This window comes from Thauera sp., assembly GCF_034003485.1.
GTDB lineage: Bacteria > Pseudomonadota > Gammaproteobacteria > Burkholderiales > Rhodocyclaceae > Thauera.
Genome location: NZ_JAVEYL010000011.1, coordinates 102,580 through 124,083, shown reverse-complemented (window position 1 = coordinate 124,083; position 21,504 = coordinate 102,580). Strand labels below are relative to the sequence as shown.

At 67.6% G+C, this 21,504-nt stretch carries 17 protein-coding genes; 7 read left to right on the top strand and 10 right to left on the bottom strand.

All coding sequences use genetic code 11. From position 1 onward, the window contains the following. Positions 1-58 precede the first annotated feature (58 nt). From alaS to RBT54_RS08360, 3 genes are read right to left on the bottom strand one after another with little or no spacing between them, the layout of a single operon-like run. Entirely contained in the window at positions 59-2,680 is a 2,622-nt protein-coding gene (gene alaS / locus RBT54_RS08370; RefSeq protein WP_320366061.1) for an alanine--tRNA ligase, read from the bottom strand. Between the two features lies 1 nt (position 2,681). Then, positions 2,682-3,098, bottom strand: a complete 417-nt coding sequence (locus RBT54_RS08365; protein ID WP_320366059.1) for a PIN domain-containing protein — start codon at positions 3,096-3,098, stop codon at positions 2,682-2,684. Beyond that, complete coding sequence (locus RBT54_RS08360) at positions 3,079-3,342, bottom strand: ribbon-helix-helix protein, CopG family (protein ID WP_320366057.1); 264 nt, start codon at positions 3,340-3,342, stop codon at positions 3,079-3,081. The genes RBT54_RS08365 and RBT54_RS08360 overlap by 20 nt, the downstream gene beginning before the upstream one ends. A 124-nt stretch (positions 3,343-3,466) precedes the next feature. On the opposite strand from RBT54_RS08360, the gene RBT54_RS08355 reads away from it, so the two are divergent. Next, positions 3,467-4,018, top strand: coding sequence for a cob(I)yrinic acid a,c-diamide adenosyltransferase (locus RBT54_RS08355; protein WP_320366055.1), 552 nt, complete (start codon positions 3,467-3,469; stop codon positions 4,016-4,018). A gap of 141 nt (positions 4,019-4,159) precedes the next feature. Here the strand turns inward: RBT54_RS08355 and dinB are convergent, their stop codons facing one another. Beyond that, on the bottom strand, positions 4,160-5,257 hold the full coding sequence (gene dinB / locus RBT54_RS08350) for a DNA polymerase IV (protein ID WP_320366053.1): 1,098 nt from the start codon (positions 5,255-5,257) through the stop codon (positions 4,160-4,162). A 210-nt stretch (positions 5,258-5,467) separates the two neighbouring features. On the opposite strand from dinB, the gene RBT54_RS08345 reads away from it, so the two are divergent. Beyond that, positions 5,468-6,940 carry a toll/interleukin-1 receptor domain-containing protein gene (locus RBT54_RS08345; protein ID WP_320366051.1) on the top strand — a complete coding sequence of 491 codons (1,473 nt, stop codon included), beginning with the start codon at positions 5,468-5,470 and terminating at the stop codon, positions 6,938-6,940. Then, entirely contained in the window at positions 6,927-10,670 is a 3,744-nt protein-coding gene (locus tag RBT54_RS08340; RefSeq protein ID WP_320366049.1) for an NACHT and WD repeat domain-containing protein, read from the top strand. The genes RBT54_RS08345 and RBT54_RS08340 overlap by 14 nt, the downstream gene beginning before the upstream one ends. 14 nt (positions 10,671-10,684) lie before the next feature. Here the strand turns inward: RBT54_RS08340 and aroG are convergent, their stop codons facing one another. Further along, positions 10,685-11,767, bottom strand: coding sequence for a 3-deoxy-7-phosphoheptulonate synthase AroG (gene aroG / locus RBT54_RS08335; protein ID WP_320366047.1), 1,083 nt, complete (start codon positions 11,765-11,767; stop codon positions 10,685-10,687). A gap of 200 nt (positions 11,768-11,967) precedes the next feature. Here aroG and msrP point away from each other — a divergent pair, with 200 nt between their 5' ends. Beyond that, positions 11,968-12,906 (top strand): protein-methionine-sulfoxide reductase catalytic subunit MsrP, encoded by a 939-nt coding sequence (gene msrP / locus RBT54_RS08330; RefSeq protein WP_320366044.1) that lies wholly within the window; start codon positions 11,968-11,970, stop codon positions 12,904-12,906. A gap of 69 nt (positions 12,907-12,975) precedes the next feature. Further along, positions 12,976-13,659: a protein-methionine-sulfoxide reductase heme-binding subunit MsrQ gene (locus tag RBT54_RS08325; RefSeq protein WP_320366042.1), complete on the top strand. Its 684-nt coding sequence runs from the start codon at positions 12,976-12,978 to the stop codon at positions 13,657-13,659. Between the two features lie 184 nt (positions 13,660-13,843). Here the strand turns inward: RBT54_RS08325 and RBT54_RS08320 are convergent, their stop codons facing one another. From RBT54_RS08320 to yjgA, 3 genes are all read right to left on the bottom strand, one after another. After that, positions 13,844-15,061: a class I SAM-dependent methyltransferase gene (locus RBT54_RS08320; RefSeq protein WP_320366102.1), complete on the bottom strand. Its 1,218-nt coding sequence runs from the start codon at positions 15,059-15,061 to the stop codon at positions 13,844-13,846. Positions 15,062-15,066: 5 nt separating this feature from the next. After that, positions 15,067-15,657: a molybdopterin adenylyltransferase gene (mog, locus tag RBT54_RS08315; protein WP_320366040.1), complete on the bottom strand. Its 591-nt coding sequence runs from the start codon at positions 15,655-15,657 to the stop codon at positions 15,067-15,069. 125 nt (positions 15,658-15,782) lie between these two features. Next, positions 15,783-16,379: a ribosome biogenesis factor YjgA gene (gene yjgA, locus RBT54_RS08310; RefSeq protein WP_320366036.1), complete on the bottom strand. Its 597-nt coding sequence runs from the start codon at positions 16,377-16,379 to the stop codon at positions 15,783-15,785. 64 nt (positions 16,380-16,443) lie between these two features. On the opposite strand from yjgA, the gene pmbA reads away from it, so the two are divergent. Together pmbA and RBT54_RS08300 are read left to right on the top strand one after the other, a co-directional pair. Further along, on the top strand, positions 16,444-17,790 hold the full coding sequence (pmbA, locus tag RBT54_RS08305) for a metalloprotease PmbA (RefSeq protein WP_320366034.1): 1,347 nt from the start codon (positions 16,444-16,446) through the stop codon (positions 17,788-17,790). Positions 17,791-17,896: 106 nt separating this feature from the next. Beyond that, the gene (locus RBT54_RS08300; RefSeq protein WP_320366032.1) at positions 17,897-19,003 is read left to right on the top strand and encodes a TRAP transporter substrate-binding protein; all 1,107 of its coding nucleotides are present in this window, start codon (positions 17,897-17,899) and stop codon (positions 19,001-19,003) included. 134 nt (positions 19,004-19,137) lie between these two features. Here RBT54_RS08300 and RBT54_RS08295 read toward each other — a convergent pair whose 3' ends face one another. Together RBT54_RS08295 and RBT54_RS08290 are read right to left on the bottom strand one after the other, a co-directional pair. Beyond that, entirely contained in the window at positions 19,138-20,781 is a 1,644-nt protein-coding gene (locus tag RBT54_RS08295) for a TRAP transporter large permease subunit (RefSeq protein WP_320366030.1), read from the bottom strand. Continuing rightward, the gene (locus RBT54_RS08290; protein ID WP_320366028.1) at positions 20,778-21,377 is read right to left on the bottom strand and encodes a TRAP transporter small permease subunit; all 600 of its coding nucleotides are present in this window, start codon (positions 21,375-21,377) and stop codon (positions 20,778-20,780) included. The genes RBT54_RS08295 and RBT54_RS08290 overlap by 4 nt, the downstream gene beginning before the upstream one ends. Between the last annotated feature and the right edge of the window lie 127 nt (positions 21,378-21,504).

Here is a 21,504-nt window from a genome sequence, read left to right as displayed (position 1 = left end):
TCGATCGCAACTCCCCCCACGGCAGCGAGTGTCGTGGGGGGAGCTCAAAGCAAGACGCTTACAGTTTCCCGGCCACCCACGCCTTCACCCCCGCCAGCGCCGCCGGCAGGTTTTCGGGCTGGGTGCCGCCGGCCTGGGCCATGTCGGGGCGGCCGCCGCCCTTGCCGCCGACCTGCTGGGCGACGAAGTTGACCAGCTCGCCGGCCTTGACCTTGGCGGTGTGGTCGGCGGTGACGCCGGCGATCAGGCTGACCTTGCCGTCGGCCACGGCGGCGAGCACGATCGCCGCCGACTTGAGCTTGTCCTTGAGCTTGTCCATGGTGTCACGCAGGGTCGGCACGTCGGCGCCTTCGAGGAGCGCTGCGAGCACCTTGATGCCGCCCACCTCCACCGCCTGGTTCACCAGCTCGTCGCCCTGGCTGGCGGCGAGTTTGCTCTTGAGGCGGGCGAGTTCCTTCTCGAGCGCGCGCACGTTGTCGAGGATGCCGGCGACGCGCTCGGCGACCTCGTCGGGCTGGACCTTGAGCAACGCGGACATGCCCTGCACGCGGCGCTCCTGCTCCTGAGCGTAGCGCAGCGCGTTCTCGCCGGTGATCGCCTCGACGCGGCGGATGCCGGCGGCGACGCCGCCCTCGGCGACGATCTTGAACAGGCCGATGTCGCCAGTGCGCGCGACGTGGGTACCACCGCACAGTTCCTTGGACGTGCCGATCGACAGCACGCGCACCTCGTCGGCGTACTTCTCGCCGAACAGCATCATCGCGCCGGATTTCTGCGCCGCCTCCAGCGCCATCAACTCGGCCTGGGTCGCGGCGTTGGCGAGGACCTCGCGGTTGACGATTTCCTCGACCTCGCGGATCTCCTCGGCGCTCATCGGCGCGGTGTGGGCGAAGTCGAAGCGGGTCTTGTCGGCGTCGACCAGCGAGCCCTTCTGCTGCACGTGGGCGCCGAGTACCTCGCGCAAGGCCTTGTGCATCAGGTGCGTGACCGAGTGGTTGCGCGCGGTGGCGGCGCGTGCGGCGACGTCCACCCGGGCGGCCACGCCCTGGCCCACCGCGAGCCTGCCGGTGCGCACCACACCGTGGTGACCGAACACCGCGGCCTGGATCTTCTGCGTGTCTTCCACGCCGAAGATGCCGGCGGCGGCGCGCAACTCGCCGCGGTCGCCGACCTGACCGCCGGACTCGGCGTAAAACGGGGTGTGGTCGAGCACGACCACGCCCATCTCGCCCTCGAGCAGCTCATTGACCGGGGCGCCGTCCTTGTACAGCGCGAGGATGTTGCCCTTCTCCTCGAGCACGTCGTAGCCGTGGAAGGTGGTCGCCGGGCCGTCGTAGTCCAGGTTGGCCGCCATCCTGAACTTGCCGGCGGCGCGCGCCTGCTCCTTCTGCCGTGCCATCGCGGCGTCGAAGGCGGCGGCGTCCACGGTGACCTCGCGCTCGCGGCAGATGTCGGCGGTGAGGTCGAGCGGGAAGCCGAAGGTGTCGTGCAGCTTGAAGGCGGTGTCGCCGTCGAAGACCTTGTTGCCCGCCTTCTCCATCGCGGCGAGCTCGGCCTCGACGATCGTCATGCCGTTCTCGATGGTGGCGAAGAAGCGCTCCTCTTCCTGGCGCAGCACGTCCATGATGCGGCGCTCGCCGTCCTTGAGTTCGGGATAGGCGCTGCCCATCTCGCCGACCAGGTCCGGCACCATCTTGTGGAAGAAGGCGGCGCGCGCGCCGAGCTTGTAGCCGTGGCGGATGGCGCGGCGGATGATGCGGCGCAGCACGTAGCCGCGGCCCTCGTTGCCCGGGATCACGCCGTCGGCGATCAGGAAGGAGCAGGCGCGGATGTGGTCGGCCAGCACTTTCAGCGAAGGCGACTCCATGTCTGCGCTGGAAGTTTCGCGCGCAGCAGCCTTGATCAGCGCCTGGAAGAGGTCGATCTCGTAGTTGGCGTGCACGTGCTGCAGCACAGCCGAGATGCGCTCCAGGCCCATGCCGGTGTCCACCGAGGGCTTGGGCAGCGGATGCATCACGCCCTGCTCGTCGCGGTTGAACTGCATGAACACGTTGTTCCAGATCTCGATGTAGCGATCGCCGTCTTCCTCGGCCGATCCCGGGGGGCCGCCCCAGATATGCTCGCCGTGGTCGTAAAAGATCTCGGTGCACGGGCCGCAGGGACCGGTGTCGCCCATCATCCAGAAGTTGTCCGAGGCGTAGCGCGCGCCCTTGTTGTCGCCGATGCGGATCACGCGCTCCGCGGGCACGCCGACTTCCCTGGTCCAGATGTCGTAGGCCTCGTCGTCCTCGGCATACACCGTGACCCAGAGCTTGTCCTTGGGCAGCTTGAAGACCTCGGTGAGCAATTCCCAGGCGTACGAGATGGCGTCGCGCTTGAAGTAGTCGCCGAAGCTGAAGTTGCCCAGCATCTCGAAGAAGGTGTGGTGGCGCGCGGTGTAGCCGACGTTCTCGAGGTCGTTGTGCTTGCCGCCGGCGCGCACGCATTTCTGCGAGGTGGTGGCGCGGGTGTAGGCGCGCTTGTCGAAGCCGAGGAACACGTCCTTGAACTGGTTCATGCCGGCGTTGGTGAACAGCAGCGTCGGGTCCTCGTGCGGCACGAGCGAGCTGGAGGCCACGATCTGGTGGCCCTTGGATTCGAAGAACTTGAGGAAGGCGTCGCGGATTTCGGCGGATTTCATGTCAGGTTGTGGCCAGGACGTTGTTGAATCGGGAACGATCGGGCAGACGATAGACGTCGAAGTCCCGGTCGAGCGTGAGGATGTCGCGCACACCGCTTTCCAGCGCGAGCACGATCAGCGACCCGTCGGCGATGTCCATCGGCAGGTCGCGGTATTTTTCGGAGAGCTGGCGGATCAGGGAAACGGCGCCGGCGCCAGGCGTCGTGACCTCGACGCCACCGCGCTCCACCCATTCCAGGAAAGCAAGCTGGCGATCGACCGAATGGCCGAGCATGTGGCCGACTTCGGTCAGCACCGGCCAGGTGGTCAGCAAGGCGCCCTCGTAATTTTCGATGAAGCTGCGCACGCGCGCATGATTGCGCTCGGCGGGCTCGAACAGCGCGATCAGCGGCCCGGAATCAGCGATCGTTCTCAGCACGCAGCCGCTCCACGATGGTGCTGCGGACGCGGTCCTTGCTGGTGAGGTCGAGCGTTGCCGCAGCAGCCGACGGGTCGCCGAACAGGTCCTTGCCGAGTTCATACGGTGTCTTGCGCGGCACGACGCGGGCGAGGTATTCCCGAAGGCTGGCCTTGACCAGCTCGCTCTTGCTGCGCCCGGTCTGCGCCGCGGCGCGCGCGAGTTCGGCCTCGAGCTCGGGGTCGAGGCGGATCGACAGGGTCATGGCGACGGCTTCCTGTAATACAAAACGTATCGCATCGTATGCCGCACTCGAATCGAAGTCAATTTCGGCTGCGGCGCCTATAATTGACGCTCACGTCAACCAACGAACGGGACACGAGCACACCATGGGTAATCGCCTCTCCAAAATCTACACCCGCACCGGCGACGCCGGCACCACCGGCCTGGGCGACGGCAAGCGCGTCTCCAAGAACAGCCTGCGCATCCACGCGCTGGGCGAGGTCGACGAGACCAACGCCATCATCGGCCTGCTGCTGTGCGAGGAGCTGCCCGAGGACGTGCGCGTGCTGCTGACCAACGTGCAGCACGACCTGTTCGACCTGGGCGGCGAGGTGTGCATCCCGGGCATGAGCATGATCACCGACAAGCAGGTCACGCACCTGGAAGAGGAACTCGACCGCTTCAACGAGCCGCTCGAGCCGCTCAAGGATTTCATCCTCCCCGGCGGCACGCGCGCTGCCGCTTACGCCCACCACGCCCGCACCGTGTGCCGCCGCGCCGAGCGCGCGCTGGTGGCGCTGGCGCTGGAAGAGGCGGTGAACGACGCCCCGCGCCAGTACCTCAACCGCCTGTCCGATCTGCTGTTCGTGCTCGGCCGTGTGCTCAACCGTGCCGGCGGGCGCGGTGACGTGCTGTGGCAGAAGCGCAAGAACGCGTGATGGTTGAGGGTCGAAGGGTCGAAGGGTTGAAGGGTTGAAGGGTTGAGGGGTGAGCGCTGAGGCGGGCTGCGGGCGCGACCAGCCGCAAGCCCGACCCTCATCCACCCACCGTGCCACGCACCACGTGCGCGGTTTTCGCCGCTAGCGGCGCTCGGGCGCGGCGGGCGCAAGCGCTGCATCGAAGAGCGAACTCTGCGCCGGCGCGCCGCCATCGTCCTCGGCAAAGCGCACGCCCACGCCGAGCAGGCGCACCGGCAGCGCCTTGCGCCCGTGCGCCTCGGCGAGCAGACGCAGCCATACCGCGTCGTCGGGCGCGTTGCTGACGCATTCGGCGGTGGTGCGGCTGAAGTCGGAGAAGCGCACCTTCACAAAGGCCTTGTGCACCGGCGGGCGGTCGCGCGCGCGCTCGAAGCGGCGGCGGAAGTCTTCCAGCAATGCGAGCAGACCTGCGCGGCAGGCGTCGAGATCGTGCAGATCCGGTGTGTAGGTCGTCTCCACCGACAAGGACTTGCGCACGCGGTCGGGCTGCACCGGGCGCTCGTCGACGCCGCGGCACAGCTGGTGCAGGCTGGCGCCGAAGCTGCCGAATTCCCGGGTCAGATCGGCCACGTTCCAGGCGCGCAGGTCGGCGCAGCTGTTAACGCCGAGCCGGTTGAGCTTGGCCGCGGTGACCTTGCCTACACCGAAGATCTTCTTCACCGGCAGCGCGGCGACGAAGGCGTCGACGTCCTGCGGGCGCACGACGAACTGGCCGTCGGGCTTGTTCCAGTCGCTCGCCACCTTGGCGATGAACTTGTTGGGCGCGATGCCCGCCGAGGCGGTGATGCCGACCTCGTCATGGATGCGGGCGCGGATCTCCTGCGCCATCAGCGAGGCCGAACCACGGCAGCGGTCGACACCGCTCACGTCCAGATAGGCCTCGTCGAGCGACAGCGGCTCGACCAGCGCCGTGTAGTCGCGGTAGATGGCGAGGATGTTGCGCGAGGCCTCGCGGTAGCGTTCGAAGTCGGGCGGCAGCAGGATCAGTTGCGGGCAAAGCTGCAGCGCGCGCGCCGTGGGCATCGCCGAATGCACGCCGAAGGCACGCGCCTCGTAGTTGCAGGTGGCGATCACGCCGCGCGTCTCCGCGCGCCCGCCCACCGCCAGCGGCCGTCCGCGCAGGCGCGGGTCGTCGCGCGTCTCGACCGCGGCATAGAAGCAGTCGCAATCGCAGTGGATGATTTTTCGGGTGACGGGCATTACATCGCGATCGGCGCGGGTTGATGCGCAGCAGCATAACAAATGCCGCCCATCGAGATGCCTGCGGGCGCAGAACGTGCCGAGAATGCGTCCGCCGCCGACCCATCTGGCGCTTCCGGCTACGCGTCCTATATTGGAAAAGCATCGATCACTGCTGCCCATTTCGGGCTGCAGACACCAGGGGACGATGGGGCGAGCGGGGAGTGCGACATGAGCATTGCGAGCGGTTTCGCGCACGATCTCTTCATCAGCTACGCCCACGCCGACGACAAGCCGAGCGGCGGGCGCACTGCCGGTTTTGTCTCGCAATTCGTCACCGACCTGATGGCCGAAGTCGAGCGCAAGCTCGGCGGCGCACTCGACATCTGGTGGGACCATCACGACCTTGCCGGCAACATGCCGGTTTCGCCCGAGATCGTCGAGGCGGCGTCGCAAGCCGCAGGCATCGTGGTCCTGGTGTCGCCCGCATACCTGCGCTCGGCGTGGTGTCGCCGCGAACGCTCCACCTTTCTCCAGGCGCTGCGCGCACGCGCGCGCACCGGGGCGGTCTTCATCGTCTCGATCGAGAATCTCGCCCGCGAGAAACTGCCCGAAGAGTTCCAGGATCTCGTGGGCTACCCGTTCTGGCAGCAACTCGACGACGATCGCACCACACGCCCGCTACGGGTGGATTTCGAAACCGAGCGCCAGACCTACTACGACCGTCTTTGCAAACTCGTCCAGAACGTGGCCGACCACCTGGACGCGCTGGCAGCGCGCGCCCCCGAAAAGCGCGGCGCGATTGACAGTGTAGAGCGGGTCGTGGATGCCGACGCCCCCCGGGTCGTGCTTGCCGAGGTGACCGACGACCTGGTCCACCAGCGCGAGGACGTCCGGTCCTACCTCGAACAGCTCGGCTTCGTCGTCCTGCCCAAGCGCCGCTACTCGCGCGACGACCTCGCGCTGCACCGCACCCAGTTGCGGGAAGACCTCGAACAGGCGCGCCTGTTCGTGCAGTTGCTCGGTCCGCTCGCCGGCGACCGCAGTGACGAACCCCGCGGGATGGCATGGCTGCGCTGGTCGGTGGCCGACGAGGTGTTGAGCCACGAATCCATCATCCAGTGGCGCGACCCGCAACTTGCGATCGACACCATCGACGACGCCGACGCACAGGCCCTGCTGCGCCTGCCCACGGTGCGCAGTTGCGGCCTCGCCGAACTCAAGCGCGCGATCGCGGAAACCTTGCAGCGGCCGAAGCGGACGATGGTGGCACCCGTGCCGAAATGCGTGTTCGTCAACGCGGAAGGGGCCGACCGTGCCTTTGCCGATCAGATATCGGCCTGGCTCGCGGACCACGGTTACATCGTGCTCGACCCCCCCAACGCCAGCGATCCGGCCGAATGGCGTGAGTCCTGGGAGAACAATCTCACGCACTGCCAGAGCCTGATGCTGATTTACGGGCAGACCAAGCCTGGCTGGATCACCCAGCAAGTGCTGCAGAGCATGAAGGTGAACGCGCGCCGCAGCGAGCCGATCGAGCTGTGGTCGGTGTGCGTCGGCCCGCCGCCGGTCGAGCCGGACAAACTGTCACGACTCGGCCTGCGCTTCGAGGCGCTGCGATTCCTGCGCTGCGAACGCGGTTTCGACGAGACCGAACTGCGCCGCTTCACCGACTTGCTGGAGGCGCCGGGTGACATCGCGTGACCCCATGCTTCCCGACGGCAGCCCCTACCCCGGCCTGCGGCCGTTCGAAGCGTCCGAGACGCATCTGTTCTTCGGGCGTGAGGAGCAGGTCGACGCCTTGCTTGCGCGCCTGCACCGCTCGCGCCTGGTGGCCGTGGTGGGCGAGTCGGGCGCCGGAAAGTCTTCGCTGGTGCGGGCCGGCCTGCTTCCGGCACTGGAGGCCGGCTTTCTCGCCAACGCTGGGGCTGACTGGCGGATCCTGCTCATGCGCCCGGGCGCCGCCCCGCTCGAGGCGCTGACCGAGGCCCTGCTCGAACCAGGCGTCCTCAGCCCCGACGGCGGCGTACCTGCCCACGCCTTCGCTGCAGCCGAACTCCGCCGCGGGCCGCTGGGCCTGCTGCAATTGCTGCGCGACACGCACTTGCCGGCGCACAGCAATCTGCTGCTGGTCGTCGACCAGTTCGAAGAGATCTTCCGCTTCCGCAGCCCCGCCCACCGCGACGAAGCCGACGCCTTCGTCGACCTGCTGCTGCACTCGGTCGCGCAGCGCGAGCTTCCGCTGTATCTGGTGCTGACCATGCGCTCCGACTACATCGGCGCCTGCGCACGCTTTCGCGGTCTGCCCGAAGCCCTCAACGACAACCAGTTCCTGACCCCGCGGCTGACGCGCGAACAACTCGGCATGGCGATCGACGGACCGGCGCGCGTCTTCGGCGGGATGGTCGATCCGGAACTCGTGGCCACGCTCGAGAACGAGGTCGGGGACGACCCCGACCAGCTCCCGCTGTTGCAGCACCTGCTGATGCGGCTATGGGAGCTAGCCTCGCGGGAAGGCCGGCCACCACGGCTCACGCTCGAGCTCCTTGGCAAACTCGGCGGGCTGCACGGCGCGCTCGAGCAGCATCTGGAGGAACTCTTCAGCACGCTCACACCGGCGCAGCAGGTGATCTGCGCGGGGCTCTTCAAGGCGGTGACCGGCGGCGACCACAATGCCCGCGACCTTCGCCGCCCCGCCTGCCTCGGCGAAGTCGCCGCCGCCATCGGGACGGAAGCAGCGCCGCTTTGCGAGGTGATCGAGGTTTTCCGCCATCCGGGGCGCAACTTCCTGATGCCCCCGCCCGGGGTTGAGCTCGTCGCCGACACACGGCTCGACATTTCGCACGAGTCGCTGATCCGCCAGTGGCCGCGGCTCAGCGCATGGGTGGGCGAAGAAGCCGAGGATGCGCACACCTTCCTCGAGCTGCGGGCACGGGCCCAGCGCTGGGCGCAGAGTAGCCGCGACACCGCCGAGCTCGCCACGCGCAACGACCTGCGTCGCGCGCTCGCCTGGCGCGCACGTGGCACCACGAATGCCGCGTGGGCCGCACGCTATGCGCCGGTCGCCACGGACTACGCCGTGACGCTCGAGTTCATCGAAGCGAGCGCGACAGAGGACCGCCGCCAGCGCGACGAGAAAAAGGCCGCGCTCGAACGCGAAGCCGCGATGGCCGGCAAGCTGCTGCGGCTGTCGGGCGTCCTCGGCATCCTCGGCGCCCTCGCCGTCCTGTTCGCCATCTTCGCCTTCCTCGCCAAGGAAGAAGCTGAGGCACGCAAGGCGGAGGCCGAGACGAGCAAGGAGCAGGCCGAGGCAAGCAAGGACCGGGAACGCGCACTCGCCCTCGCCGCCGACGCACGGGCGGCGTACTTCACGGGTGCCCCGCGGGCCCTGCACAGCGCCCTGCTGGCCGTGCTCGCCAATCCGGAGAACGCCGACGCCGTCACCACACTGCGCCGTGCCACCGGCTCGCCGGTCCGCGTCCACACGACCGAGCTGCGCGCAGCGGGGAACGCGTCGCCGCGCGCCACGGGCGATGCTTTTTCGCGTCGGTTCGCGCTCGCCACGGCAAGCTTCGACCAACGGGGCTCGCGAGTCGCGATTCCCGCGACGATGGGCGCCGAGCTCCGCTCGCTTGAGTCGGGCGCATCGGCTGTAGCGCTTACCCTGCCCGGCGACAGCGACTCGACGGTACGCGCGGCACGTTTCCTGCCGCCCGCGAGCGAGCGGATCTTCACCGTCCACGCCGACGAGGTCGTCCGCATCTGGCGCGCGGACGACGGCGCAGCGCTGCACGCAGTCGATCATGGCGGTGGCCGGATCACGACGGCCGAGCCGGACGCGGCCGGCACACGCCTGGTGACCGCGGGCCGCAACGCGCAGGGCGATGGCGAGGCCCGGCTGTGGAATCTGGAAAATGGTCAGCGCATCGACGTCCGCCCGCTCAAGTACGCCGACGACGCCATCGTCCATGCGGTGTTCAGCCCGGACGGCAAGCAGGTCCTGACCCTGGCCGCGGGCGGTTATGTCACGGTGTGGGATGCCGCCACCGGCGTCGCGCTGAAGGAACTCCCGTTCGATCGCACCGTCGGCGAATCCGGCAGCCCCTCAGAACGCCGTGCCTCGATCTGCAACGAGGCCGTCAAGGCCGCCATCAGTTTCAGCCCCGACAAACATACCCTCGCCGTGCTCGACCACGCCGGCCGTGGCACCCTGTTCGACGCCGTCACGTACGCGCTCGACACACGCACCGGCTGGCAACTGCCGGCCCACGAGCGCTTCTGCTCGATTGCCTGGAACCGCAACGGCTCGCGCCTCGCGGCGGCGACCAGCGACGGGCGGGTCAGGATCTGGGACGCGCTTCGGGGCCGTCGCCTCCCGGCCTTGCCGAAAAACGCGGACTGGGCGCAAACCGTCGTCTTTCACCCGAAAAACACCTGCATCCTGTTGACCTCGGGCGGAGAGCGTGGCGTCGTCTTCTGGAACCTCGGCGATGACAGCACGCCGCGCGCACCGATCCAGATCGACCTGCTGCGCGACCCGAGCCAGATCCACGAGGCCGTGTTCTCACCCGATGGCGCACGCTTGCTCACCCTGGCGGACGACGATGCGCTACGCCTGTGGCAACTCCCCGATCACGGGGTTCGCAGCATCAGCCTCGAAGACCGCGCGTCCGACCAGGGCGCAGACGCGGTGATCAGCGCACTGCGTGCGCGCGCCGACGGCAGCGCCGCCACGGCCTTGAGGCAGCAGCTCGGCGACCTGCAGGCAGGCTGCCATCCGCTGGCTCGCTCCCCCGATGGCACGCGCTTCGCACTTGCGTGCACTCAGAGCGAGACCCAGGGGCGCACGGTGAGCCACACCCTGCAATTGGTGATCGGGGGCGAATCTGCAGTGGTGTGGTCCCCTGCCCAGCCGATCGCGCTCGCAAGCTTCGACCGGAGCGGAAGACGCATCGCGCTCGCGCTCGAAAACAGCATGCTTTACGTGCTCGACGTCGCCGGCGGCCAGGGCCAGGCGGCCGTGAATTCGCGCCCGGAACCCACGCGCCGGCGCAGCGAACACGGCGGCCAGATAACCGACCTGCAGTTCAACGACGACGGCACCCTGCTCGCCACGGCGGGCAGGGATGGCACCGTCCGGGTGCTCGATCCCGACACCCTGCGCCAGCTCACCGTCACCCCCCTGAACGGCGCACCCGACTCGGCCGACTCAGCCGACGCAGTGGGTTTCGCCGACGATGACCGCCACGTTCTCGCCATGGTCGGCAAACAGATAGTGGCCTGGCGCTGCCCGGTGTGTGGGTCGGTGAAAGACCTCATCGAACGCGCATGTGCACTGCTGGCCGAAGGCTCGTCTCCTCCGCGCGAGTGTTCAGCTCCCGACGCTTCACCCCGCGCCGCGCCGCCCAGCGAGACGAGCGCCGCGCGGCGATGATCGACAGGCCGAGGTCAGAACTCCGCAGCGCGCTTGACGCGACGCTGGCGCACGCCCTCGGCGAGGATGTCGAGCACCTCGACGCTGTCTTCCCAGCCGATGCAGGCGTCGGTGATGCTCTTGCCGTATTCGAGCTCCTTGCCCGGCACCAGATCCTGGCGGCCTTCCTTGAGGTGCGACTCGACCATCACGCCCATGATGCGGTCGTCGCCCGCGGCAAGCTGGCTGGCAACGTCCTTCGCCACCTCGATCTGCAGGCGGTGCTGCTTGCGGCTGTTGCCGTGCGAGAAGTCGACCATCACCTTGTTGCACACCCCCGCCGCGGCGAGCGCATTCGAGGCCGCGTCGACGCTGGCGGCGTCGAAGTTGGGTTCCTGGCCACCGCGCAGGATGGCGTGGCAGTCCTCGTTGCCGCGGGTGGATACGATCGCCGAATGCCCGGCCTTGGTCACCGACAGGAAGTGGTGCGGCGCCTGCGCGGCCTTGATCGCATCGGCCGCGATGCGCAGGTTGCCGTCGGTGCCGTTCTTGAACCCGACCGGGCACGACAGGCCCGAAGCGAGCTCGCGGTGAACCTGGCTCTCGGTCGTGCGCGCGCCGATCGCGCCCCAGGCGATCAGGTCGCCGATGTACTGAGGGGTGATCATGTCGAGGAACTCGGTGCCGGCAGGCAGGCCGATCTCGTTGATCTCCCACAGCACCTGGCGCGCAAGGCGCACGCCGTCGTTGATGCGGAAGCTGTTGTCCAGCCCGGGGTCGTTGATCAGCCCCTTCCAGCCCACGGTGGTGCGCGGCTTCTCGAAATAGACGCGCATCACGATGAGCAGGTCGTTCCTGAGCCGGTCCGCTTCGGCCTTGAGCCGGTGCGCGTACTCCATGGCCGCGGCCGTGTCGTGGATCGAGCACGGTCCGATCACCACCAGCAGGCGGTCGTCGGCGCCGTAGAGGATGCGGTGGATGGCCTGGCGCGCCTCGTAGGAGACTTCGGCCGCCTTCGGCGTGGCTGGAAACTCGCGCAGCACGTGTGCGGGCGGCACGAGCTCCTTGATTTCTGCGATACGGACGTCGTCGATATGCACTTTAACTGAGGCGGTCATGCGGGACTCTTGCTCGATACTTGGCGGGGAGTCGCGATTCTAGCGGAAAGGTATCCTGGGCTGGGCATCACGCGCGTTATGACCGTCATGCACTGAACCGATCGGCGTTTCAGGCGTCTCTTCGTACACTTCCTGCCGGCTTTCTGCACGCGCGCGCCGGGCCTGCCCCGCTGCCGCCCCCTCCTTCGAGAATCACGACGATGCTGATCCACAAACCCCACGACGTCCTGCCCTCCGAGATCACGCCGCACAGCCTGTTTGAGCGCCGGCGAGAATTCCTCACCCGCAGCGGCGCCGGCCTGATCGCCGGCACGGCGCTGTGGCACGGCCTGCCCGCCGATGCGCACGCCGCCGCCAAGCTGCAGACGACACCCTCGGCGCTGAGCACCACCGAGCCGCTCACCGACTACAAGGCGGTCACCACCTACAACAACTTCTACGAATTCGGCACCGACAAGGGCGACCCGGTGCAGAACGCGGGCCGCATGGCGTTGCGGCCGTGGACGGTGGCGGTCGAAGGCCTGGTGGGCAAGCCGCGCCGCTTCGACATCGACGAGCTGCTCAAGCTCGCGCCGCTCGAAGAGCGCATCTACCGCATGCGATGCGTCGAGGGCTGGTCGATGGTGATCCCGTGGGTGGGCTTCCCGCTCGCCGCGCTGCTCAAGGAGGTCGAGCCGCTGGGCAGCGCGAAGTACGTGGAGTTCCTGACCCACTACGACCTCGCGATCATGAGCCGCCGCCCGGTGCTGGACTGGCCCTACGGTGAGGGTCTGCGCCTGGACGAAGCCCTGCATCCGCTGACGATCCTCGCCGTCGGGCTTTACGGCGAGGTGCTGCCGAACCAGAATGGCGCGCCGGTTCGCCTGGTGGTGCCGTGGAAGTACGGCTTCAAGAGCGCGAAGTCGATCGTCACCATCCGCCTCACCGAAACACAGCCCGCCACCGCCTGGAACAAGGCCGCGGCACAGGAATACGGTTTCTACTCCAACGTGAACCCGGCGGTGTCGCATCCGCGCTGGAGCCAGGCCACCGAGCGCCGTATCGGCGAGTTGCGCAAACGCCCCACCTTGCCCTTCAACGGCTACGCCGACCAGGTCGCAGGCCTGTATCAGGGCATGGACCTGAAGAAATTCTTCTGACCCAGCCCTATTGACCCGACTGCATCCCGCCGCCCGCGCGGCGCCGGATGCAGCCCATGAATCGAACCAATGAGCCTGTCCCTGAGAGCCCCTTCCGCCGCCGCGATCGCCGCCATCAAGGCGATCGTCTTTGTCCTCTGCCTGCTGCCGGCTGTGAACCTCGCGCTCGGCTGGCAGGCCGATGAACTCGGCGCCAACCCGATCGAGACCATCACCCGCGCCAGCGGCGAATGGACGCTGCGATTCCTGCTGATCACCCTGGCGGTCACGCCGCTGCGCCGGCTCACCGGCCTGCACTGGCTGCTGCGCCTGCGCCGCATGCTCGGGCTGTATGCCTTCGCCTACGCCACCACGCACTTCGCGATCTACCTGTGGCTGGACCAGTTCTTCGACTGGCGCGCGATCGCGCTCGACATCCTCGAGCGCCCCTTCATCACCGTCGGCTTCGCCGCCTTCGTGCTTCTGATCCCGCTCGCCGCGACGTCAAACAGTTTCGCGATCCGCCGCCTCGGCGGACGCCAGTGGCAGTCGCTGCATCGCTCGGTCTACGCGATCGCGATCATCGCCGTGGTGCATTTCTGGTGGCTGGTGAAGGCCGACGTGCTCGAACCGGCGATCTACGCGCTGATCCTCGCTGCGCTGCTGGGCGTGCGCGCGTGGTGGCGGGAGCTCGAGCGCCGCAGGCAGTTGTCGGTGCCGCCGCCGGCGAAGCACCTGCAGCGACCGGTGATCAGGATCGTGCCGCGGCAGTAGGTTTGTAGTGCGTTGCTTGAGTGCGCGTGGAGAGCTCTTCGATGCGGCCCAGTGGCGCGAGCGCTAGCCGAGGATGTGTCGGGTATTGGTGAAGAGGCGAGGACTGTCTGAGCCCGCAGGGCGAGTTCCGCAGCCACGGAAGCAATACCCGGCGCGTCCGCGGCTGATCAGGCGCATCCGAAACTCAGCGCACTGCGACACCCAGCCGCCACAGCGAGGTCACCTCCGCAGCCCGCGCCGCATGCAGTGGGTCTTCCGCATCGCTCGCCTTGGGGTGATGCGGGCGGATGTCCTCGCGCCCGAGCACCTTCAGCCCCGCCGCCTCGATCCAGCCGAGCAGTTCGGCGCGGGTGCGCAGCCCGAGGTATTCGGCAAGGTCGGAGAGGATCAGCCAGCCCTCGCCGCCCGCCTCCAGATGCGCCGCCAGCCCGGCGAGAAAGCCGCGCAGCATGCGACTTTCGGGGTCGTAGACCGCGTGCTCGATCGCCGAGCTCGGCCTGGCCGGCACCCAGGGCGGGTTGCACACGACCAGGGGCGCGCGGCCGGGCGGGAAGAGGTCGGCCTGCATCAGCTCGATACACCCCGCTCTGACTCCAGCCGCGGACGTGGCCGCAGCACCCGGGGCACCGGCGAGCATACCCAGGCGCTCGAGATTCTCGCCCGCGCAGCCGAGCGCCCGCGGCGACACATCGGTGGCGACCACCTTGCGCACGCCGCGGCGCGCCAGCAGCGCGGCGATGACGCCGGTGCCGGTGCCGATGTCGAAAGCGAGCGTGGCCGACGGTAGCGGCGTGCGCGCGACGAGGTCGAGATACTCGCCGCGGATCGGCGAATACACGCCATACCAGGGATGGATGCGATCGCCGAGCGCCGGCACCAGGACGCCCTTGCGCCGCCACTCGTGGGCGCCGATCAGGCCGAGCAGTTCGCGCAGCGACATCACGAAGGGCGCCTCGGCGAGATCCGCATCCGGGGTGGCGGCGACCGCCTCGGCAAGCACCTCCACCACCGCGGGCGCGCGCCGCAATGGGATCTGTGCACCGGCCTCGAAGGGAATCAGCAGCATGCCGAGCGTGCGTGCACGCTGCGCCTGCGCCATGCGGTGCAGGTGGAAGGCCTCGGCGGTGGACGCCGGCGCCTTTGCGCGCTTGCGCGGGCGGGCGTCGGCGCGGCGAGCCATCGCTTGCAGCAACAGGCGGGCGTTGTGGTAGTCACCGCGCCACAGCAGCGCGGTGCCCTCGCAGGCCAGGCGCCAGGCGGTGTCGGCCTTCATCGTGTCATCGGCCACCACCACGCGGCGCGGCGGCGCCTGACCGCTCTCCGAGCGCCAGCGGGCGTGACCGGCGTGCGACGTGCCGTCGCCCGTCGTCTCTTCCCAGGCCAGCTCCGCCGGCGCGCTCACCGCGTTCACGCCTGCTTCGGCCGGATCGCGTGCTTCGGCCGGAAGGCCTTGATCACCGCGTCATCGGTCTCGATGTAGGGGCCACCGACGAGGTCGATGCAGTAGGGCACCGCGGCGAAGATGCCGACGTGGCGCACGCTGCCGTCGGCGTCGCGCACACCTTCCAGCGTCTCGCGGATCGACTTGGGCTGGCCGGGCAGGTTGATGATCAGGCACTGGCCGCGGATCACCGCGACCTGGCGCGACAGGATCGCCGTGGGTACGAAGTTGAGGCTGATCCGGCGCATCTCCTCACCGAAGCCGGGCATTTCCTTGTCGCCGATGGCGAGCGTGGCCTCGGGGGTGACGTCGCGCACCGCCGGACCGGTACCGCCGGTGGTGAGCACAAGATTGCAGCCGGCCATATCGACGAGATCGACCAGGGTATGCTCGATCAGCGCACGCTCGTCGGGAATCAGCCGGGCCTCGGCGGTCCACGGCGAAGTCAGCGCCTTGCCCAGCCAGTCCTTCAGCGCGGGGATGCCCTGGTCTTCATAGGTGCCTTCGGAGGCGCGGTCGCTGATCGACACCAGGCCGATGCGGGTGTGTTCACTCATGAGGTCGGTCTCTGCTCGGGTGGGTTCGGATGGGGCCGCCATGCGGATCTGAATGTACGGCGCGCGCTGCGCTCACGCAGCGACGCCGACGGACGCTTCGCCCCGCGGGCCGAGCGCGCTCGGCCTCATTCGCCAGCACGCTCGGCCTCGGCGGCCGCTGCAGCCTCTGCCGCCGCTTCCTCGGCGGCGTCCTGCGCGCTTTGCAGATCGCGCAGGACCCGGAAAATTTCACGGAAGGACTTTGGGGGCTTGGCGGCTTCGCGCTCCTTGAGCGCGTTGCGGCGCAGCGTGCGCAAGTACTGCAGGTCAGCCTCGGGCCAGGTCTCGGCGATGGTACCGATGGTCTGCTCGTCCTCGAGGAACTGCTCGCGCAGGCGCTCGAGGCGGTGCATCTTGGCAGTCTCGGCGGCGGAGTTGCCGGCGAAGATCTCGAGCTGGGCCTGGATCGGCACGGGGTCGACCTTGCGCATCAGCTTGCCGACGTACTGAAGCTGGCGCCGCCGGGCTTCCATCTTGAAGCCTTGCGCGGCGCGGATCGCGTCGTACAGCGCATCGGGCAGCGGCACCTTCTTCAGGCGCTCGGGTGACAATGCGACGAGCCGTTCGCCGAGATCCTGCAGCGCGTGCATGTCGCGCTTGCGGCTGCTCTTGCTCGGCGGCTCGAGGAAGTCGTCCTCGTCATCGGGGGCGGATTGGTCTTGACGGCGCGAATCTGGGCGCATTGCGTGCGGGGGGTCTGGCTTGATCGGGTTAAGATTATAGCCTTTGCACGCACCCGGCCCGCCCATGTCCAGCCAAGGCTTCTCCTTTTCCCAGGCACATCTCGCCGAAATCGCCACCGACATCCTCAAGCACGCGAAAAAGCACGGCGCCTCCGCCTGCGAGACCGACGTCTCCGAAGGCTTCGGCCAATCGGTTGCGGTGCGCAAGGGCGAGGTCGACACCATCGAGTACAACCGCGACAAGGGCGTGGGCGTCACCGTCTATGTCGGCCAGCAGCGCGGCTACGCGAGCACCTCGGACTTCTCCAAGAAGGCGCTCAAGGCCACGGTGGAGGCGGCGCTGTCGATCGCCCGCTTCACCGCGCCCGACCCCTGCGCGGGCCTCGCCGATGCGGCGCTGATGGCGAAGCCCAAGGACATGCCCGACCTCGACCTGTTCCACCCCTGGCAGATCGACGTCGGCCAGGCGATCGCGCTCGCGCGCCGCTGCGAAGACGCCGCGTTTGCGGTCAGCCCGAGGATCAGCAACTCGGAAGGCGCCAACGCCTCGATCCAGCAGTCGCACTTCATTTCCGCCAACAGCCATGGCTTCATCGGCGGCTACGCCAGCACCCGCCACGGCCTGTCGTGCTCGGTGATTGCCGGTGAAGACGATGCGATGCAGCGCGAGTACTGGTACGACTCGCGCCGCGACCCCGCCGAGCTGATGTCGCCCGAAGACATCGGCCGCCTCGCCGGCGAGCGCGCGCTCGCCCGCCTGGGCGCGAAGAAGATCCGCACCTGCGAGGTGCCGGTGCTTTACGACGCCGCGCTGGCGGTGGCGCTGATCGGCAACTTCGTGCAGGCGGTGAGCGGCGGCTCGCTCTACCGCAAGTCGAGCTTCCTGCTCGACAGCCTCGGCGAGCAGGTGTTCTCGCCGGTGGTGAGCATCGCCGAGCGCCCGCATCTGAAGAAGGCTTTCGGCTCCAGCCCCTTCGACAGCGACGGCGTCGTCACCCGCGACCGCGAGGTGGTCACCGATGGCGTGCTGAACGGCTATTTCCTGTCGACCTACTCCGCCCGCAAGCTCGGCCTTCAGACCACCGGCAACGCCGGCGGCTCGCACAACCTCATCGTCAAGCCGGGCGAGCACGACCTCGCCGGCCTCATCAAGCAGATGGACAAGGGCCTGCTGGTCACCGAATTGCTCGGCCACGGCGTGAATTACGTCACGGGCGATTACTCGCGTGGTGCGGCAGGCTTCTGGGTAGAGAAGGGCAAGATCAAGCACGCCGTCGAAGAGGTCACCATCGCCGGCAACCTGCGCGACATGTTCCGCAACATCGTCGCGGTGGGTAACGATGCCCTGCCGCGAGGCGCGAAGCTGTGCGGGTCGGTGCTGATCGAACGCATGAAAGTCGCTGGCCGCTGAGCGCTTTCCGGATACCAGGATCAACGGGCGGCAAGCCTCTCACCCTTGGCAGAGCGGGGTCTATAATCGATCCCCTATATTTCACACGCAACCGCAAGGAGAAACCGTGGAACGTCGTTCATTCCTCAAGAAAGCAGGCGTAGGCCTGGCCGCCGGCGCCGCTGCAGGCGTTGCCTCGACCGCCGCGGTCGCCGCCCCCGCCGTGCAGACCGGTCTGCCCGAAATCAAGTGGCGCATGACTTCGAGCTTCCCCAAGAGCATCGACACGCTGTTCGGCAGTGCCGAATTGCTGGCCAGCCGTCTGCGCGAGATCACCGGCGGCAAGTTCGACATCCGCGTATTCCCTGCCGGTGAGATCGTTCCCGGCCTGCAGGCGCTCGACGCCGTGCAGCAGGGCACCGTCGAGATGTGCCACTCCTGTTCGTACTACTACGTCGGCAAGGACAAGACCTTCGCCTTCGGCACGGCCGTGCCCTTCGGCCTCAACGCTCGCCAGATGGACGCCTGGGTGATTGCCGGCGGTGGCCAGGAACTGCTCGACGAGTTCTACAGCGCCTACAACGTCTACTCCTTCCTCGGTGGCAACACCGGCGTGCAGATGGGCGGCTGGTATCGCAAGCAGATCAACACGCTGGAAGACGTCAAGGGCCTGAAGATCCGCATCGCCGGCCTTGGCGGCGAGATCCTGTCGCGCATGGGTGCGATCCCGCAGCAGATCGCCGGCTCGGACATCTACCCCTCGCTCGAGAAGGGCACGATCGACGCCGCCGAATGGGTCGCTCCCTACGACGACGAGAAGCTCGGCTTCTACAAGGTGGCGCCGCACTACTACTCGCCGGGCTGGTGGGAGCCGGGTCCGGCCGTGCACTTCTACGTGAACAAGGCCGAGTGGGAGAAGCTGCCCAAGGAATACCAGGCCGCCTTCCGTGCCGCTGCGCGCGAGGCGCACATCCTGATGACCGCGACCTACGACCACAAGAACCCGCAGGCGCTCGCCCGCCTCCTGGCGCAGGGCGTGAAGCTGCAGAACTTCTCCAACGAGATCATGAAGAAGGCCTACGACGTGTCGCGCGAGCTGTACGCCGAGGAATCTGCCAAGAACCCGGCCTGGGCCAAGATCTACACCGAGTTCGAGAAGTATCGCAAGTCGCAGAACGCCTGGTTCAGCGTCGCCGAAGCCGGCTTCGACCGCTTCATGCAGTCGGTGCGCTGAGGGCGATAAAGTCGCTTGATCGAAAAGCCCGCGCGAGTCGCGGGCTTTTTTTTGCTCATCACACAAGCGGAACCACTGCGGCGCCCACAAGAAAACCGGGTTGCACCCGGCTTCCTTGCCCAAGCCCCGACCGCTCAGTTGCCCTGCAGCTGGCGCATCAGGTCCGAGTTGCTGTCGTTGGCAGGGGCCGCCCCGCCGCCGCCATGCAGCAACTCATCGAGGTTGAGTTCCTGCTGCTCCACCGCCTTCGCGCCGCCGTCGCCGTAGGAAACCAGCCCCGGGAAGGCGATGATCAGGCCGACCATGATGAGCTGGATGATCACGAACGGCACCGCGCCCCAGTAGATCGACGCCGTCTTCACCTTCTCGGATGCGACCGAACGCAGGAAGAACAGCGCGAAGCCGAAGGGCGGGTGCAGGAACGAGGTCTGCATGTTGACCGCGAGCAGCACGCCGAACCAGATCAGGTCGATGCCGAGCTTGTCGGCCACCGGTGCGAGCAGCGGTACGATGATGAAGGCGAGCTCGAAGTAGTCGAGGAAGAACGCGAGCACGAACACCAGCACGTTGACCGCAATCAGGAAGCCGGTCTGCCCGCCGGGCAGCGAGGTCATCAGGTGCTCGACCCACAGGTCGCCATCGACGCCGCGGAAAGTGAGGCCGAACACGCTCGAGCCGATAAGGATGAAGAGCACGAAACACGACAGCTTGGTGGTCGAGTCCATCGCCTGCTTGAGCAGCGTCATCGACAGCCGCCTGCGCGCAACCGCCATCAGCACCGCGCCCAGCGCCCCCATGGCGCCGCCCTCGGTCGGCGTCGCAACGCCGATGAAGATGGTGCCGAGGACGAGGAAGATCAGCCCGAGCGGCGGGATCAGCACGAAGGTCACGCGCTCGGCCATGCGCGAGAGCAGGCCGATGCCGAAGAGGCGGTTCGCCATCGCCGCCACGAAGGCAATGCCGATGCCGACCATCGAGGACACGACGATGAGCTCGTCACGCGGCGCATCGGCGCGGTAAACCTGGCCTGCAAACAGCCACGCACCGCCTACCGCTGCTACGGTCAGCACCGCGAGCGAACGCATGCCGCTCGCGCCGTCGGCCTCGCGCAGGGTCCGCGCCTCGAGCGGCATCGCTGGCGCAAAGGAGGGGCGGAAGATCGCCACCAGCACCACGTAGCCCACGTACATCGAGGTCAGGATGAGACCGGGCAGCAACGCCCCCTGATACATGTCGCCCACACTGCGACCAAGCTGGTCCGCCATCACGATCAGCACCAGCGAGGGCGGAATGATCTGCGCCAGCGTGCCCGAGGCCGCAATGACGCCGGTGGCAAGCCGGTGATCGTAGCCGTAGCGCATCATGATCGGCAGCGAGATCAGGCCCATCGAGATCACCGACGCCGCCACCACGCCGGTAGTCGCCGCCAGCAGCGCGCCGACGAAGATCACCGCGATCGCCAGGCCACCGCGGATCGGGCCGAAGAGCTGGCCGATGGTGTCGAGCAGGTCCTCGGCCATGCCGCTGCGCTCGAGGATCAGGCCCATGAAGGTGAAGAAGGGCACGGCCAGCAGCGTGTCGTTGGCCATGATGCCGAAGATGCGCTCGGGCAGCGCCTGGAACAGCGCGCCGTGCAGCAGGCCGAGCTCGATGCCGATGAGCCCGAACAGAATGCCGTTGGCAGCGAGCGCGAACGCCACCGGAAAACCGAACAGCAGGAACAGGATCATGGACGCGAACATCAGCGGCGCCATGTTGGCGATGATGAATTCGGTCATTGCCCCGCCCTCGCCTTGTCGCTCTGCGCCTTGATCGCGGCGACGAGGTCTTCGGTCCCTGCTCCCGAGGACTTCCTGCGCAGCGGGTTGGGCCCGTGCCCGGTCAGGAAGGCGACGCGCTTGATCAGCTCGGAGATGGCCTGCAGCACGAGCAGCGCCAGTCCGGCCGGCAGCAGCATCTTCACTGGCCAGCGGATCAGGCCGCCCGGGTTCTGCGACATCTCGCCCGACTGCACCGAATTCACCACGATCGGCCAAGACAGCCAGAGGATCAGCACCGCCATCGGCAGCAGGAAGAACAGGATGCCGATCACATCAACGATGTTCTGCCCGCGCGGCGACAGCCGGCTGGTCAGGATGTCGATGCGCACGTGCTCGTTGCGCAGGAAAGTGTAGCCCGCTGCGAGCATGAAAATCGCCGCAAACAGGTACCACTGGATCTCGAGCAAGGCATTCGAACTTGTGTTAAACAGCTTGCGGACGAGCGCGTTGCCGGCACTGATCACGACCGCGATCAGCACCAGCCACATCACGCTACGGCCGACCCGTTCGTTGATCCAGTCGATCAACCGGGATAAGCGCAGCAGAGAGGACACGGGGAAAACTCCACGACGAAGGACAGCGCAAAGCCGTCCCGGCGCCCGGCATGGGCGCGCATGAAAAATCAGAAACGTCTAATTATTCCATACCGAGGCACGATCCCGCGCTGCCACGGTCGTCTAA